This is a genomic window from Sphingosinithalassobacter sp. LHW66-3, from assembly GCF_050703275.1.
In the GTDB taxonomy this organism is placed as follows: Bacteria; Pseudomonadota; Alphaproteobacteria; order Sphingomonadales; family Sphingomonadaceae; genus Sphingomonas.
The window spans coordinates 1,620,633-1,634,386 of sequence record NZ_CP193482.1 but is presented as its reverse complement, the minus strand read 5'-3'; the positions used below and the strand labels follow the sequence as shown (position 1 = coordinate 1,634,386).

The window sequence follows — 13,754 nt, the reverse complement described above, 5'->3', positions numbered from 1 at the left end:
GGTCGTTGTATCATCGCTGTCGAACACCGCAAAACCGGCGGAGCGCCGGCGCTGTTCCGCCACGAAAAGGGCCGCCGCTCGCGCTGAGCGGCGGCCAGGTGCAGCCGCACCTCCAGGGTGCCTCGCTGAGCCTGGGCCGCGCGAACGTTCGCGTCTGCCTTCCCGGCTCCATCCTCATCCGTCCGGAGCCTGTGACCGCTCCGGTTATCGTTCGCAGGCCATAGAGCCCGAAATCGCTGCATCGGGCAAGAGCGGATCGCCACACCGGTTCGAATCCGGACGGCAAACGAAAGCCGCCGCCCCATTGCTGGAGCGGCGGCCGTTCGTTCGTCCGAAGATGCGGCGGCTTAGAAGCCGACGATCAGCGACGCACTGATCGAACGCGGCGAACCGATGTTCACGAACGGGTTCGTCTGCGTCAGATCGGAGTTGATGCTGCCGATGTACAGCTCGTCGAACAGGTTGTTGACGTTCAGCTGGAGGTAGGTCTGCTCCAGACCCGCCGACGCCAGCGAGTAGCGCACGTCGAGGTCGACCAGCGTGTAGCCGTCGATCTGCACGGTGTTGATGTCGTTCACCCAGCGCGGGCCGGTGTGCTTCACCTGCGCGCCGATGTCGAGATCGCCGAAGGTGCCCTGGACGCGGCCGCCGAACGAATATTCGGGCGTGTCGCTTTCGAACTTCCCGGCGGTCTCGAGGACGCCACCGTCGGTCGGCACGTCTTCCTTGATCTCCGAGTGCAGGTACGAACCGAACACATAGAGCAGGAGCGACGGAACCGGACGGAAGGCGATGTTGGCGTCGACGCCGTACTTCTCGACCGGGCCGAGGTTGCTGGTGAACGTCTGGTCCAGCACCGGGTCATAGGTGGTCGAGATACGGTTGTCGAAACGCGTGAACCAGCCGACGAGCTGCGCCTGGACGAGGCCGGTCTGATAGCGGACGCCAAGGTCGAAGTTGTCGGTCGTCTCCGGGTCCGGACGCGCATCGGCCGTGCCGTCGGGGAAGTAGAAGCTGTCGTAGAGCTGGTCGGTGCCGGGGACGCCGAGACCCTGCGAGTAGCTGCCGAAGACCGAGGCCGCCGGAGTGAAGTTGTAGGTGAAGCCGACGTTCGGCAGCAGCTTGTCATATTCGAAGTAGCGGCTCTGCGGCGGCGCATAGTTCGGGTTGGCCGCGGCATAGGCCGCTTCCGAACCGCTGCTGACGCAGTCGACGAAGCCCTCCGACGAGGTGGTGAAGCAATAGTTGGTCAGATCGCGCGAGAAGAACGGCGCGCGCAGGCCGAGGCGGACCGTCAGCGCGTCGTCGAAGAAGTTGCCGCGATAGTCGGCGGCCACCTGGTGCAGCGTGGCATAGGACAGGCGGTTGCGCTTCTGGACCGCTTCGCCGTTCGCGTCGAGCACCGGATCGTTGACCGGGAAAACGTCAAAGGGTTCGCCATTCCGGGCGACGAAGCCCAGCTGGCCCGTCTGGCGATGCTTGGCGCGATCGAAGGTGTAGATCACGCGGATGCGGTTGTCCGCGTTCAGCTCGTAGGACAGGCCGGCGATCACGCCGTAGCGGCGCGTCTGGGTCTGGCTCGGGTTGGTGAGCAGCACGCCGTTAAACCGCTGCGGGTTCGAGCTCGAGCTCGAGCACGACGCAGTCGTGCAGGTGTCGAGCACGTCGCCGTCGCCGTTCAGGTCGCGACCGAAGTAGTATTGATTGCCGATGTAGCCGAGGAGCGACTGGCCGCCGACGGTGTAAGTGCCTTCACGGGCGGTGGTCACGCCGCCGCCGTTCGCCTTCACATATTGGAAGCTCGGCTCGACCGTCAGGATCAGGCCGTCCATGATCGTGAAGCGCGACGAACCGCGAATGTTGCCCGTGTTCGACGGGTTGTAGCGGCGGTCGAACTCGGTGCCGCAGGTGTTCGTCTGGTCCCGGACACCCGCTTGCGGTGCGTCGATCTGGCACGGATAGTTGATGTCGTAGAAGCGGCCTTCGCCTTCGGTCGGGAAACCCGACAGGCGGAAGTTCGAACCGAAGAAGTTGTTGCGGTTCTCGTTATAGTGGCCCGCAACCGAGATATAGTCGCCGTTGGCGCCCAGTTCCTGATAGATACGCCCGTTGTACTGCTGCTTTTCGGTCACGCCATAGTTGTTGAAGGCGCTTTCCGCATGCGCATAGGAGGCCGAGAAGAACGCCTTGGTGCCCATGCCCGTCAGATCGCCGGTGTCGATCATGCCGAAAATGCGGTTGAACGGACGATCACCCGAGCCTTCGGCCAGGATGTTGCCGTAGGTCGCGGCGACCATGGCGCCCAGTTCGTCACCGGGGACGCGGGTGCGGATGTTGACGGTGCCGCCGACGGCCGAGGCGGTCGGGCTGTCGACGTCGGTCGAGCCGAGGTTGACGTTCACCGAGGCGAGCGTCTCGGGGTCCTGCTGCTGGTTGGTGTACAGCGCATAGCCGCCCGAGTCGTTCAGCGGGATGCCGTCGATCGTCTGCGAGACGCGGCCGCCGTCGAAGCCGCGGATGGTGAAGGTGCCGCCCTGCGAGCCCCAGGGATCGTTGTTCTGGAAGTTGACGCCGGGAACCAGGTTGATCGTGTCGTTGATCGTCTGGCCGGGGCGCTGGCGCAGGATCAGCTCGCGCTCGATCTCGACCTTCGCCTTGGGCTCGGTCGGAACGTCGATGCCGCCGACGTCGGTCGAGCGGACGCCCGAAACGACGATGTCATCGCCGCCGAATTCGATGGAGCCCGCCGACTGCGCGAATGCGGCGGCGGGAGTGAAGAGCGCGGCGAACGCCACGCCAGCGAAAAGCTTGGTGCGCATGGTCTTCCTTTCGGTGCGGCTGCAATTGTATCCGCGGTGCTTTGCACCGTCCGCCGGCGCCAATGCCCCCCGATTATGTCGCTTACGTGACAGTATTCACGCGCTGGAAAAGCGGTTCTGTTGCGTTGCAAAAAAGCATCACTTCGCGGCTGCGACGATTGCTGCCCAGCCGGCTTCGTCGATCACCGCGATACCCAGATCACGCGCCTTGTTCAGCTTCGATCCCGCGCCCGGGCCGGCGATTACCAGGTCGGTCTTCGCCGAAACCGATCCCGCCACGCGCGCACCCAGCGCCTCGGCCTGTGCCTTTGCCTCGTCGCGGCTCAGCGTCTCCAGCGTGCCGGTGAACACCAGAGTCTTGCCGCTGACCTCAGACTCGCGCGTTTCGTGAACCACGTCGCCAGGCCGGACCTGTTCGAGCAGATCGTCGACTGCCTCGGCGTTGTGCGGCTCGGCGAAGAAATCGACCAGCGCGCGCGCGACTTCTGGCCCGATCCCGGCGGTTTCGACGATCGCTGCCAGCTCCTTGCCCACGCGCTCTGCAAATTTGGCGTCGCTTTCGCCGAGCGCTGGCGTCAGCTCGGCGCGCTTCGCCAGCGCGCGGCCGATCATCTCGCGGAACCCCGTCCAGCTCGTCCAGCGCCGCGCGAGATCGCGCGCGGTAATTTCGCCGACGTGCCGGATGCCGAGCGCGAAGAGAAAGCGATCGAGCGGCGGCGCGCGCCGCGCGTCGATCGCGGCGACCAGATTGTCGGCGGAAACCTCGGCCCAGCGCTCGCGTGTGAGCAGCGCGTCGCGCGTGATGCGGAAGATGTCGGCCGGCGTCTTGACCAGCCCGTCGCGGAAGAAGCTCTCGATGTGGGTCAGGCCGAGTCCCTCGATGTCGAGCGCGTGGCGCGAGACGAAGTGGCGCAGCCGCTCGACGCGCTGCGCCGGGCAGATGAGCCCGCCCGAGCAGCGCCAGTCGACTTCGCCCGGCTCGCGCTCGGCCGCCGACCCGCATTCGGGGCAGTGGGAGGGGAAGGGCCAGGCACCGCGCGTCTCGTCGCGGCTGAGGTTCTCCACGATCTGCGGGATCACGTCGCCGGCGCGCTGCACCACCACCCGATCGCCGGGCCACGCGTTCAGCCGGGCGATCTCGTCGGCATTGTGAAGCGTGGCGTTGGTGACGACGACGCCGCCCACGGTCACTGGCTCGAGCCGTGCTACCGGGGTGAGCTTGCCTGTGCGACCGACCTGGATGTCGATCCTCTCGAGCGTGGTCTGCGCCTGTTCGGCGGGAAACTTGTGCGCCAGCGCCCAGCGCGGCGCGCGGCCGACGTTGCCGAGCCGCGCCTGCCAGTCGAGCCGGTCGATCTTGTAGACGACGCCGTCGATGTCGAACGGCAGGTCGGCGCGCTGCGCCTCGATGCTGCGATAATGTTCGAGTGCGCCTTCGACTCCGTCGTGGCGCGCGACCAGCGGTGCGAGCGGAAAGCCCAGCGCGGCGATCGCCTGCATCGCTTCATATTGGGTGTCGGCAGGCGCTTGCGAGACCTCGCCCCAGCCGTGTGCGAAGAAGCGCAGCGGTCGCGCGGCAGTGACCGCTGCGTCCTTCTGGCGCAGCGAACCGGCGGCGGCATTGCGCGGATTGGCGAACTGGCGCGCCTTCGCCGGACCGCCCGCCTCTGCCGCCTCGTCGCGCAGCCGCGCATTCAGCGCCGCGAACGCCGCTTTCTCCATATAGATTTCGCCGCGCACCTCGAGAAGGTCGAAGGCGGTGTCGAGCGACTGGGGAATGTCGGCAATGGTGCGGACGTTCGCGGTCACATCCTCGCCGGTCTCGCCGTCGCCGCGGGTGAGCGCGCGGACCAGCCGACCGCCTTCGTAGCGCAGCGAGCAGGAGAGGCCGTCGATCTTGGGCTCGGCGGTGAGCGCGACCGGCTCGCTCTCGTCGAGGCTGAGGAAGCGGCGCACCCGGCCGATGAACTCGCGCACCTCCTCGTCGGAAAAGCCATTGTCGAGGCTCATCATCGGCCGTGCGTGGCGCACCTTGGCGAGATGCCCCGCAGGTGCGGCGCCGATCTGCGCCGAAGGCGTATCGGTGCGCACGAGATGCGGGAAGGCGGCTTCGACGTCCGCGTTCCGCCGCATCAGCGAGTCGAAGGCGGCGTCGCTGATCTCCGGCGTGTCCTGCCCGTGATACAGCGCATTGTGCCGCGCGATCTCCGCGGCAAGGCGCGCCAGTTCGGCGGCGGCTTCATCATCGGTCTGCGGCAGATTCGGCATCGCCTGCCGGTAGTTTCCCGCTTGCCCGCAATCAAGCGCCGGCAGGCCGTTCGCTAGTATCGTCGCCACATCGAAACCCGCCCGGTGTCCGGCGTCACCTGCGGTCGCCGAGCGGAGAGTCCCCCGATGAAGCGTCGGCAGCCGATCGCCGTCTTGAGCGGGCGTGGCGGCCCCGCTATCGCGTCTGCGGGGAAGGGTCGCAGTGGGAAGCCGGGCAACAGCTATGCCGCGCCGCTATGAGGCATCGATCGACCGTGCGGGGCTTGCGCTGGCCGCAGGGAGCGCGATCGGCGGAATCGTGATTTTGTTGCTCGTGCTGCAGGGCGGCCAGCGCGATCCGCTGGCGTTGGCCGCGGCATGGGTGCTCGGCACGGTCATCATGGGGCTGGGGATCACGGCGGTCGGCGGGCCGCTCTGGCTCGTGATGCACGTCGCCGGATTGCGGCGGATGCGGCATGCCGCGCTGGTCGGGGCGGTCGCCGCGATGACGATCTTTCTGGGCGCGCAGACCTATGGCTTCGGACTGCTCGAAATGCCGCCGATGGACAATCGCACCTGGCTCTATCGTTGGCTGAGCGCGGCGGCGACGAGCGCCGTTCTGGCGCTGGTCGCTGCTCTCATCGGCGCGCTCATGTGGCGGATCGCCTACCGTCGCCAGCGCTGACGCGGTCAGGCCGGGCAGTCGCCGGTCCGCCGGCCGCTGATCCGTAGCTTCATGTCGATCGATCCGGGGGTGTTCGCCAGCTCGGTCGACGAATCGATCGTCAGATCCATTTCATCTCCGGCCAGCTTTCCGTCCATGGTGCTTTCCACCGTGTCGCCGCCCGGCGTGGTGCAGGTGAAGCGCGCATCGATCTCGCCATCGGCGATGCGCAGGCGATGGTAGAAACAGTTGCGCCCGACGCCGCCCAGCGCGTCGAGATTGACGCGATTGGCCTCTTCCTCGGTTACGCAGCGGTTCACCGTACGCGCGCCGGCGTTCGCCATCTGCTCGGCCATCGTCCGCTGCGGACCTTCGGGCACGCCGGGCAGCTCGACAGAGACGATCTCGAGCTGCTGCTCCCATTGGCCGGCCTGCATCGGACTGCGGGTCCGCGCCGCCTGGACCTGCGCCGCCACTTGCTCCGCGGTGGCATTGGTCATCGACACCTCGCCGGTAGCGGCGGCGGTTTCCTCGGTGCTGTCCGCTCCGCCGCACGCCGCGAGCGCGAGTGCCGCCGCCGAAACCAGGATCAAACGCTGCATCCGAATTCCCCTTGTATCTCTATCGCCGCATCCCTGCCGGTTGCGGCGCGGCAAGGCAATCCGATATCGCTGCGACGCTCCTTTGCGTACGGCGCCGCCGGACCCATATTCGCCTGCGATGGCAATCCAGATTCGCACCACCCTCGACGAGCCGGAAACCGGCGAGAGCTTCGTTCCGCATCGCCCGCAGCGGCCCGAGAAGGCCGAGGGCGGCAAGAAGTTCAAGCTCATCTCTGATTATGAGCCCTCGGGCGACCAGCGCACCGCGATCCCGGAGCTGGTGGAACAGGCCCGCGCGGGCGAGCGCGACCAGGTGCTGCTGGGCGTCACGGGCTCCGGCAAGACCTTCACCATGGCCAAGGTGATCGAGGCGCTTCAGCGCCCCGCGCTGGTGCTCGCGCCGAACAAGATCCTCGCCGCGCAGCTCTATGGCGAGTTCAAGAGCTTCTTCCCCGAGAATGCGGTCGAATATTTCGTCAGCTATTACGACTATTACCAGCCGGAGGCGTACGTCCCGCGCACCGACACCTATATCGAGAAGGAAAGCTCGATCAACGAGGCGATCGATCGGATGCGCCATTCGGCGACTCGCGCACTGCTCGAGCGTGACGACGTGCTGATCGTCGCATCGGTGTCCTGCCTCTACGGCATCGGCTCGGTCGAAACCTATTCGGCGATGATCTTCGACTTGAAGAAGGGGCAGGTGGTCGATCAGCGCGAGATCATCCGCAAGCTCGTCGCGCTGCAATACAAGCGCAACGAGGCCGCTTTCGTGCGCGGCACCTTCCGCGTGCGCGGCGACAGCCTCGAAATCTTCCCCTCGCATTATGAAGACACCGCCTGGCGCGTGTCTTTCTTCGGCGACGATATTGAGGAGATCGTCGAGTTCGATCCGCTCACTGGTGCCAAGGTGGCCACTCTCGACCACATCCGCGTCTATGCGAACTCGCACCATGTCACGCCCGGTCCGACGCTCAAGCAAGCGATGGAGGCGATCAAGCACGAGCTTGCCGAGCGGCTGAAGGAGCTGGAGATCGAGGGCCGGCTGCTCGAGGCGCAGCGGCTGGAGCAGCGCACGAATTTCGACCTCGAGATGATCGCCGCAACCGGAAGCTGCGCGGGAATCGAGAATTACAGCCGCTTTCTCACCGGTCGCCTGCCCGGCGAGCCGCCGCCGACTCTGTTCGAGTATCTGCCCGAGAATGCGCTGCTTTTCGTTGACGAAAGCCATCAGACCGTGCCGCAGATCGGCGCGATGGCGCGCGGCGACCACCGCCGCAAGATCACGCTGGCCGAACACGGCTTCCGCCTTCCCAGCTGCATCGACAATCGCCCGCTGCGGTTCAACGAATGGGATGCGATGCGCCCGCAGACGGTCAGCGTCTCGGCGACGCCCGGCGGCTGGGAAATGGAGCAGACCGGCGGCGTATTCGTCGAACAGGTGATCCGGCCCACCGGGCTGATCGATCCGCCGGTGGAAATCCGTCCGGTTGAGGAACAGGTCCAGGACCTGATCCAGGAGTGCCGCGCCACTGCCGCAAAAGGCTATCGTACACTGGTGACTACGCTCACCAAGCGCATGGCCGAAGACCTCACCGAATATATGCACGAAGCCGGCATCAAGGTCCGCTACATGCACTCGGACGTCGAGACGCTGGAGCGGATCGAGCTGATCCGCGACCTGCGGATGGGCGTCTATGACGTGCTGATCGGCATCAACCTGCTGCGCGAGGGGCTCGACATCCCCGAATGCGGGCTGGTGGCGATCCTCGACGCCGACAAGGAAGGATTCCTGCGTTCGGAGACCTCGCTGATCCAGACGATCGGCCGCGCCGCCCGCAACGTCGAGGGGCGGGTGATCCTCTATGCCGACCGGATGACCGGCAGCATGGAGCGCGCGCTGGGCGAAACCAGCCGCCGCCGCGAGAAGCAGGAAGCGTATAATGCCGAGCACGGCATCACGCCCGAGACGGTGAAGAAGAACATCGGCGACATCATCGCCCATGTCTCCAGCAAGGATCAGGTTACCGTCGAGATCGACGCGGATCGGCCGCACATGGTGGGCCATAATCTGCGCGCCTATATCGAGGAGCTGGAGAAGAAGATGCGCGATGCGGCCGCCAATCTCGAATTCGAGGAAGCGGCTCGGCTGCGCGATCAGATCCGCCAGCTCGAGAACGAGGAACTCGGCCTGCCCGCCGGCGAGCACAAGGCGCCGGTCATGGGTCGTTCCAACGAAGGAAAGCCGGGCACCCGCAAGACGCGCTATGGCAAGGTCCAGCGCAAGTTCGGCGGTGGCCGGCGCTGATCCGCGCATAGCCTTTTTCGCCTCTTCTTAAGGACTCATTCAGCCCCGCGATGCTTGGGACGAACCAAGCCGTGCGGGGATTTATGCAACTGATTGAGAAGCATTTTCTCGAACATCGGGAGCTTGAGGACGCTGCCGCGCGTCTGGCGCGCATCGTCGATGCGGCCGTGCCCGATGCGGCAGCCGTGGCGGCTGTCCGCTGGAACATGGCAGCCGCGCTGCTCGACCATTGCGCGAACGGCGATCGCCAGGTCTATGAACGGCTGGTCGTTTCGGGCGATGGAGCCGCAATCGCTGCCGCGTGGCGGTTCCGCCAGGAGCATGGGGAAACCGACGAGAGCTTCCGCCGCTATGTCCAGCAGTGGCCGGTGGCCCGGATCACGCGCGAATGGCGGGAGTTTCAGGCGGAAACGCGGCTGGTTCTGAGCCAGCTCGCCGCGTGCATCGCGATGGAGGAGGCGGTGCTCCATCCGCATCTGAAGCGGTTGCATATCAAAAGCGCTGCCTGATCGCGTGTTGAGCGGCGCGGGCGGATCGCGCATAAGGCGCACCATGCGCCGTCTGTTCCCCTCCGTCGGCCTCGCCGCCGCTGCCTCGATCGTCGCCCTGGTGACCTGCACCGGCTGTTCGCCGACGGTGATTCCCCCCTCGGCACCGCCTGTGCCGGTGCCCGCCCCGGCGCCTGCGTCTGCGCCCGCCCCGGTCGCCGATCTGCCGACTGGCGACTGGCGCGACTGGGCGCTCACTCCCGGCACCTGGGACTATCGTCGCGACGAGCGGGGCAGCGTCGCGCTCTATGGCCAGCCTGGCGGGGATGCCGAACTCACCATCCGCTGCGATCGCGCGGCGGGGCGCGTCTATCTCTCCCGCCGCGGCACGGCGGGGGCAGGCGGGCTGCCGCTCACGATCCGCACTTCCAGCATGCTGCAGCCGATGACTGCGCTGCCGACCGGCGGCGAGCCCGGCTATCTGGCGGTGGCGCTCGATCCGCGCGATCCGGTGCTCGACGCGATGGGGTTCAGCCGTGGCCGCTTCATCGTCGAGACCGCGACCATGCGGCCGCTGGTGATCCCGGCCTGGGCCGAGGTGTTGCGCGTCGCAGAGGATTGCCGCCTGTGATGCGCGCGGCGGCGACAGCAGCGTTTCTGCTCGTTGCCGCTTGCGGCGCTGGCTCTGACCCCGCTGGCGAGGAAAGCCGGTTGGCGGGCGATGCGGGTGGGCCTGCGCCCGCCGGACCGGCGCCGACGTCGCCCGCTCCCGAACTGGAGAATGCTCCGCTGGCGATGGGCAGCTGGTTCTTCCGCGAGAGGGATGGCGAAGCCGCGGCGCTGTTCGGCCCACCTGCCAGCGAGGCCGTCTTCACGATCCGCTGCGACGCGCAGGCGGGGCAGGTGCATTTCCTGCGCTCGGGCAGGTTGGAAGACGATGCCGCGACGATGCGCCTCGTCGCCGACGACGGCTCGGTGACGCTCGACGCGCGGCGGAACGGAACGCAGCTTCCGCAGGTCGAATCAGTGCTGACTGCCGGTGCGCCGTTCGTGCGGACATTGGCGCGGGAAACGGCGCGTCTGGGCGTCGCGATCGGCGAGGAATCGCTGCTGGTGATGCCGGGGGATGCCGCGATCGGCCGCGCGCTCGGTGGATGCGTCGGGGGCTGACCGCCCGGTTCGACGCGCAGAACTCCAGATTCCTACAGAACGGCCTGCAAAACAAGACTTGTTCTGCGACTCGCGGTGATTCAAGATTCGCGCGTGTCCGACGTGGCACGCCCTGTCCTTAACTAGCGAAAGGAGGTGATCCGATGTCTCATGGTTCAGCAATGGGGTCGGTTCAGTTCGTTCGGGAGACGCGCCGCTAGTCGCTCCGGCTAGCTGAAGGCCGGGAAGCTCCTTTCCCGATCAAGGTCTTCACCGCCGCGAGCGCGCGGCCCGCATGGTCTCCCGGGCTGGAGCTTCCGGCCGCTGACCATGTTCGAGGCTGCCGGGTCCTGCGGGATCCGGCAGCCTCTTTCATTTCGGGGGGATCTCAGTCTGCGAGCAGCCGTTCGAGCGGAAGCGCCTCGGCTTCGTCACGCGGACGCGACAGAAAGAATTCCGCGTGAAGCTGGCCCTCGCTCTCAAGGCCGGCGGCGTCGATCCCCAGCTTCTCCAGCGCCGCGATCACGCGGGCCTGTTCGCCGTCGGAAACGAAGCTGCGCTGCACGAAGGTGCGCCCCTCCAGCTTCTCGGTGACATAGCCCCATTGCGCGAGCGTTTCGGCGATCGCATCGAAAGGGAACATCCGGAGCACGAAATTGGCGATCCACGGCGTGCTGTCGCGCGTGATCGCCGGCAACAGCTTTCCGAAGGTCTGTTCGGTGATATAGCCGACGGCGCCGGTGGACAGCACCAGATCGGTGCCGGCCAGCTTTTCGGCGATGATCGCCGGCAAGGGGACATTCTCCAGATCGACTGCCATTCCGCTTTCCAGCAGTCCCGCTTCCTCGGCAAAGGCGATAGCGGGTTCGGATTGGTCCAGCCCGATGACGGCAATATCGTTGTCGGCCCTGTCCTCGCCGAAGAACTCGCGATCCGCCTCGACGATTTCCTTCGCAGTCGCATCGGCCAGCGCTCCGCGCGTCCAGTGCTGGCGAAGATCCTCCATCGAGAGATCGTGCTTCAGCAACGCGGCGTTGACGCCGTAGGAACAGCCCAGATCGAGTGCCTGTAGCGGTATCGCCCGGCGTTCGGAGAGCGCCTCGACAAGCCGACGGAAGACCGGCTTGGCCAGATCGGGGATGGTATAATCGACCTTGGCCAGCTCACGGAAATAGGCGCGCGGGTCCGGCTGGACATAGATCGCGTCCATATTGGCCTTGGGCTCGGAATCGTTCTCGACGATGGCGCGCTCTGACATGCGGCTCCCCCTGTTTCATTCTGATCGGATCGGCCACGACAAAGCGCCGCCGCATTGCGTGCAGAGGCGGCCGAGTGGCGCCCGAACTGCCGATGGCGCAGTCGAACTACGCTGGAAGCGGCCGAAGCGGATGCGGCCGTATCGGCAAGGCGCCAGCTTCATAGCAGGATCGCGTGCTGTGACCAACCGGAGCCGCGGTCAGCCGGGCCGCGGATCGAAGATCGACCAGCCGGTGCGATGCACCAGCCGCTCCAGCGCGAAGGTGCCGAGCTGCGAGTTCCCGCGCTCGTTGAGCCCGGGCGACCAGACCGCGATGCTCGCTACTCCGGGCACGATCGTCAGGATCCCTCCGCCCACACCCGATTTGCCGGGCAGGCCCACGCGAAAGGCGAATTCACCCGATCCGTCGTAATGGCCGCAGGTGAGCATCAGCGCGTTGATGCGCCGCGCGCGCCGGGCGGAGACGATGCTGTGCCCGGTCTCGGGGTGACGCCCGCCGGTCATCAGATAGCGGCCCGCCCGCGCGAGCTGGCGACAGCTCATCGCCAGCGCGCAATGATGGAAATAGACGCCGAGTACCTGCTCGACCGGCCGCCGCAGATTCCCGAAGGCGCGCATGTAATTGGCGAGCGCCAGGTTGCGGAATCCGGTCTCCTCTTCAGCCCGCGCGACGGTCTCGTCGACGAAAATGTCCTTGTCGCCCGCCAGCATCCGCACGAACCGCAGCATCTCGCCGATCGCCTCGCGCGGCTCGTGCCGGCCGAGCAGCACGTCGGTGACGACGATCGCGCCCGCATTGATGAACGGGTTGCGCGGGATGCCCTGCTCATGCTCGAGCTGGACGATCGAATTGAACGCCGTGCCCGAGGGTTCGACTCCGACCCGGGTCCACAGCTGGTCGCCGGCCACGCCCAGCGCCAGCGTGAGCGCGAACACTTTCGAGATCGACTGGATCGAAAAGGTCATGTCGCCGTCGCCGCCCGCGAACTCGCGGCCGTCGGCAGTCACGATCGCGATTCCGAACCGAGCCGAATCGACGGCGGCGAGCGGCGCGATATAGCCGGCCGGCACGCCGCGCTCGGGCGCCTGCGCCATTTCGGCGGCGATGCCGGCGACGATTTCCTCCAGGTCGATCAATCGCGCGCCTCGTCCTCGGCGTCGGCATCGAAGATCGCGTGCAGCCCCAGCCGATAGGCATTGGGCAGATCGGCGGCATGAGTGCCGCCGTCGAGGTCGATCGCGTGGAGTCTCCACGGCGCCGGCCGCCCGCGCCAATGGGCGAACCATGCCTGGGTGTGCGGGCGGAGCCGCGGCGAATCGCGCGTGCCGTTCACCACGGCGAGCGTCAGGTCCTGCCGCTGGGCGGGCGCGGGCGGTCCCCGGAAGAAGTCGGTGGTGGGCGGCAGCGCCGGATTGCTCGCGATCCGGCCCCAGAAGAGATCGGGATCGGTGAACGCCGAATAGAGCACGAACGCGCCGCCGCGTGACTGGCCGACGAGGATGCGGCGCGCCGGATCGGCGCGGTAGCGCGCCTCGGTACGCGGGAGCAGTTCGTCCTTCAGCATCGCCTGAAATGCCGGCGCGCCGGATTCGGCCGCGCTGCCCGGCGGCATGAAGTCGATCGCGCGCTTGTTCACCTCGCCGAAGCCGCCATAGGCGATGCCGATGACGATCGCCTCGGGGATGGCGTCGTCATAGCCGAGAAACAGATGCTGCGGCGCGAGCAGCGGAAAGGTCGAATCGCCGTCGAGAAGATAGACGGTCGGATAGTGCACGTCCGGCGTCTCGGCATAGGCTTCGGGCAGCCGCACATAGACATGATAGGTCCGCCCCGTCGCCGTGGACGTCAGCGGGAAATAGTCGCCGTTCAGCGCCGGGAGGTGCGCGAGCGTGGGTGCGTTCGGTGCCGGCGTGCATGCCGCCGCGAGCAGCCCGAGCGCGATCGCCGCCGATGGGATCAACCGTCGCATGTCGCCTTCCCCTTCAGGTCCCGATGATGGGATACTCGTTGCGCATGCGATCGGCGAGCGCCTCTACCGCGGCGTTCTCCGCCGCCGTCCCGCCCGGTGTGATCGACCAGTTGCAATGGGGATGGGTCTGGCGGCTGTAGACTCGCACCTGCCCCAGCACCGTTCGCCAGCGGTGCTTCGTCCCGCCATGCGCCCGCAGCAGTGCGGCCAGGAAGCGGTCGATGAGGTCGTCGGCAGTCATGCGGCTCT

12 protein-coding genes are annotated in these 13,754 nt (G+C 66.7%); 5 read left to right on the top strand and 7 right to left on the bottom strand.

Annotated elements, in window-relative coordinates; genetic code table 11:
* Positions 1 to 347 precede the first annotated feature (347 nt).
* Positions 348 to 2,819 carry a TonB-dependent receptor gene (locus ACQ450_RS07950; RefSeq protein ID WP_431468851.1) on the bottom strand — a complete coding sequence of 824 codons (2,472 nt, stop codon included), beginning with the start codon at positions 2,817 to 2,819 and terminating at the stop codon, positions 348 to 350.
* Between the two features lie 138 nt (positions 2,820 to 2,957).
* Complete coding sequence (ligA, locus tag ACQ450_RS07945) at positions 2,958 to 5,087, bottom strand: NAD-dependent DNA ligase LigA (RefSeq protein ID WP_431468850.1); 2,130 nt, start codon at positions 5,085 to 5,087, stop codon at positions 2,958 to 2,960.
* 223 nt (positions 5,088 to 5,310) lie between these two features.
* Between ligA and ACQ450_RS07940 the strand changes: the two genes are divergently transcribed.
* The gene (locus tag ACQ450_RS07940) at positions 5,311 to 5,751 is read left to right on the top strand and encodes a hypothetical protein (RefSeq protein ID WP_188056101.1); all 441 of its coding nucleotides are present in this window, start codon (positions 5,311 to 5,313) and stop codon (positions 5,749 to 5,751) included.
* Between the two features lie 5 nt (positions 5,752 to 5,756).
* Here ACQ450_RS07940 and ACQ450_RS07935 read toward each other — a convergent pair whose 3' ends face one another.
* Positions 5,757 to 6,332 (bottom strand): DUF3617 domain-containing protein, encoded by a 576-nt coding sequence (locus ACQ450_RS07935; RefSeq protein ID WP_431468849.1) that lies wholly within the window; start codon positions 6,330 to 6,332, stop codon positions 5,757 to 5,759.
* 118 nt (positions 6,333 to 6,450) lie between these two features.
* On the opposite strand from ACQ450_RS07935, the gene uvrB reads away from it, so the two are divergent.
* From uvrB to ACQ450_RS07915, 4 genes are all read left to right on the top strand, one after another.
* Positions 6,451 to 8,640 carry an excinuclease ABC subunit UvrB gene (uvrB, locus tag ACQ450_RS07930; RefSeq protein WP_431468848.1) on the top strand — a complete coding sequence of 730 codons (2,190 nt, stop codon included), beginning with the start codon at positions 6,451 to 6,453 and terminating at the stop codon, positions 8,638 to 8,640.
* Between the two features lie 83 nt (positions 8,641 to 8,723).
* Entirely contained in the window at positions 8,724 to 9,149 is a 426-nt protein-coding gene (locus ACQ450_RS07925) for a hemerythrin domain-containing protein (protein ID WP_431468847.1), read from the top strand.
* 43 nt (positions 9,150 to 9,192) lie between these two features.
* On the top strand, positions 9,193 to 9,759 hold the full coding sequence (locus ACQ450_RS07920) for a hypothetical protein (protein WP_431468846.1): 567 nt from the start codon (positions 9,193 to 9,195) through the stop codon (positions 9,757 to 9,759).
* 80 nt (positions 9,760 to 9,839) lie between these two features.
* The gene (locus ACQ450_RS07915) at positions 9,840 to 10,298 is read left to right on the top strand and encodes a hypothetical protein (RefSeq protein ID WP_431468845.1); all 459 of its coding nucleotides are present in this window, start codon (positions 9,840 to 9,842) and stop codon (positions 10,296 to 10,298) included.
* A 367-nt stretch (positions 10,299 to 10,665) separates the two neighbouring features.
* Here ACQ450_RS07915 and ACQ450_RS07910 read toward each other — a convergent pair whose 3' ends face one another.
* The 4 genes from ACQ450_RS07910 to ACQ450_RS07895 all read right to left on the bottom strand — a co-directional run bounded on the left by ACQ450_RS07910 (position 10,666) and on the right by ACQ450_RS07895 (position 13,746).
* A complete protein-coding gene (locus ACQ450_RS07910) occupies positions 10,666 to 11,535 on the bottom strand; it encodes a hypothetical protein (protein WP_431468844.1) in 870 nt (289 codons plus the stop codon).
* Between the two features lie 198 nt (positions 11,536 to 11,733).
* On the bottom strand, positions 11,734 to 12,630 hold the full coding sequence (locus tag ACQ450_RS07905; RefSeq protein ID WP_431471186.1) for a glutaminase: 897 nt from the start codon (positions 12,628 to 12,630) through the stop codon (positions 11,734 to 11,736).
* Positions 12,631 to 12,668: 38 nt separating this feature from the next.
* A complete protein-coding gene (locus ACQ450_RS07900; protein WP_431468843.1) occupies positions 12,669 to 13,505 on the bottom strand; it encodes an alpha/beta hydrolase in 837 nt (278 codons plus the stop codon).
* Positions 13,506 to 13,518: 13 nt separating this feature from the next.
* On the bottom strand, positions 13,519 to 13,746 hold the full coding sequence (locus tag ACQ450_RS07895; RefSeq protein WP_431468842.1) for a hypothetical protein: 228 nt from the start codon (positions 13,744 to 13,746) through the stop codon (positions 13,519 to 13,521).
* Between the last annotated feature and the right edge of the window lie 8 nt (positions 13,747 to 13,754).

What these genes read in the sequence shown, in the direction of transcription:
- ACQ450_RS07895 (WP_431468842.1), bottom strand. Translation starts at nt 13,746, where the DNA reads ATGACTGCCGACGACCTCATCGACCGCTTCCTGGCCGCACTGCTGCGG.
- ACQ450_RS07920 (WP_431468846.1), top strand. Translation starts at nt 9,193, where the DNA reads ATGCGCCGTCTGTTCCCCTCCGTCGGCCTCGCCGCCGCTGCCTCGATC.
- ACQ450_RS07900 (WP_431468843.1), bottom strand. Translation starts at nt 13,505, where the DNA reads ATGCGACGGTTGATCCCATCGGCGGCGATCGCGCTCGGGCTGCTCGCG.
- ACQ450_RS07905 (WP_431471186.1), bottom strand. Translation starts at nt 12,630, where the DNA reads ATGGCGCAGGCGCCCGAGCGCGGCGTGCCGGCCGGCTATATCGCGCCG.
- ACQ450_RS07935 (WP_431468849.1), bottom strand. Translation starts at nt 6,332, where the DNA reads ATGCAGCGTTTGATCCTGGTTTCGGCGGCGGCACTCGCGCTCGCGGCG.
- ACQ450_RS07925 (WP_431468847.1), top strand. Translation starts at nt 8,724, where the DNA reads ATGCAACTGATTGAGAAGCATTTTCTCGAACATCGGGAGCTTGAGGAC.
- uvrB (WP_431468848.1), top strand. Translation starts at nt 6,451, where the DNA reads ATGGCAATCCAGATTCGCACCACCCTCGACGAGCCGGAAACCGGCGAG.
- ACQ450_RS07940 (WP_188056101.1), top strand. Translation starts at nt 5,311, where the DNA reads ATGCCGCGCCGCTATGAGGCATCGATCGACCGTGCGGGGCTTGCGCTG.
- ACQ450_RS07910 (WP_431468844.1), bottom strand. Translation starts at nt 11,535, where the DNA reads ATGTCAGAGCGCGCCATCGTCGAGAACGATTCCGAGCCCAAGGCCAAT.
- ACQ450_RS07950 (WP_431468851.1), bottom strand. Translation starts at nt 2,819, where the DNA reads ATGCGCACCAAGCTTTTCGCTGGCGTGGCGTTCGCCGCGCTCTTCACT.
- ligA (WP_431468850.1), bottom strand. Translation starts at nt 5,087, where the DNA reads ATGCCGAATCTGCCGCAGACCGATGATGAAGCCGCCGCCGAACTGGCG.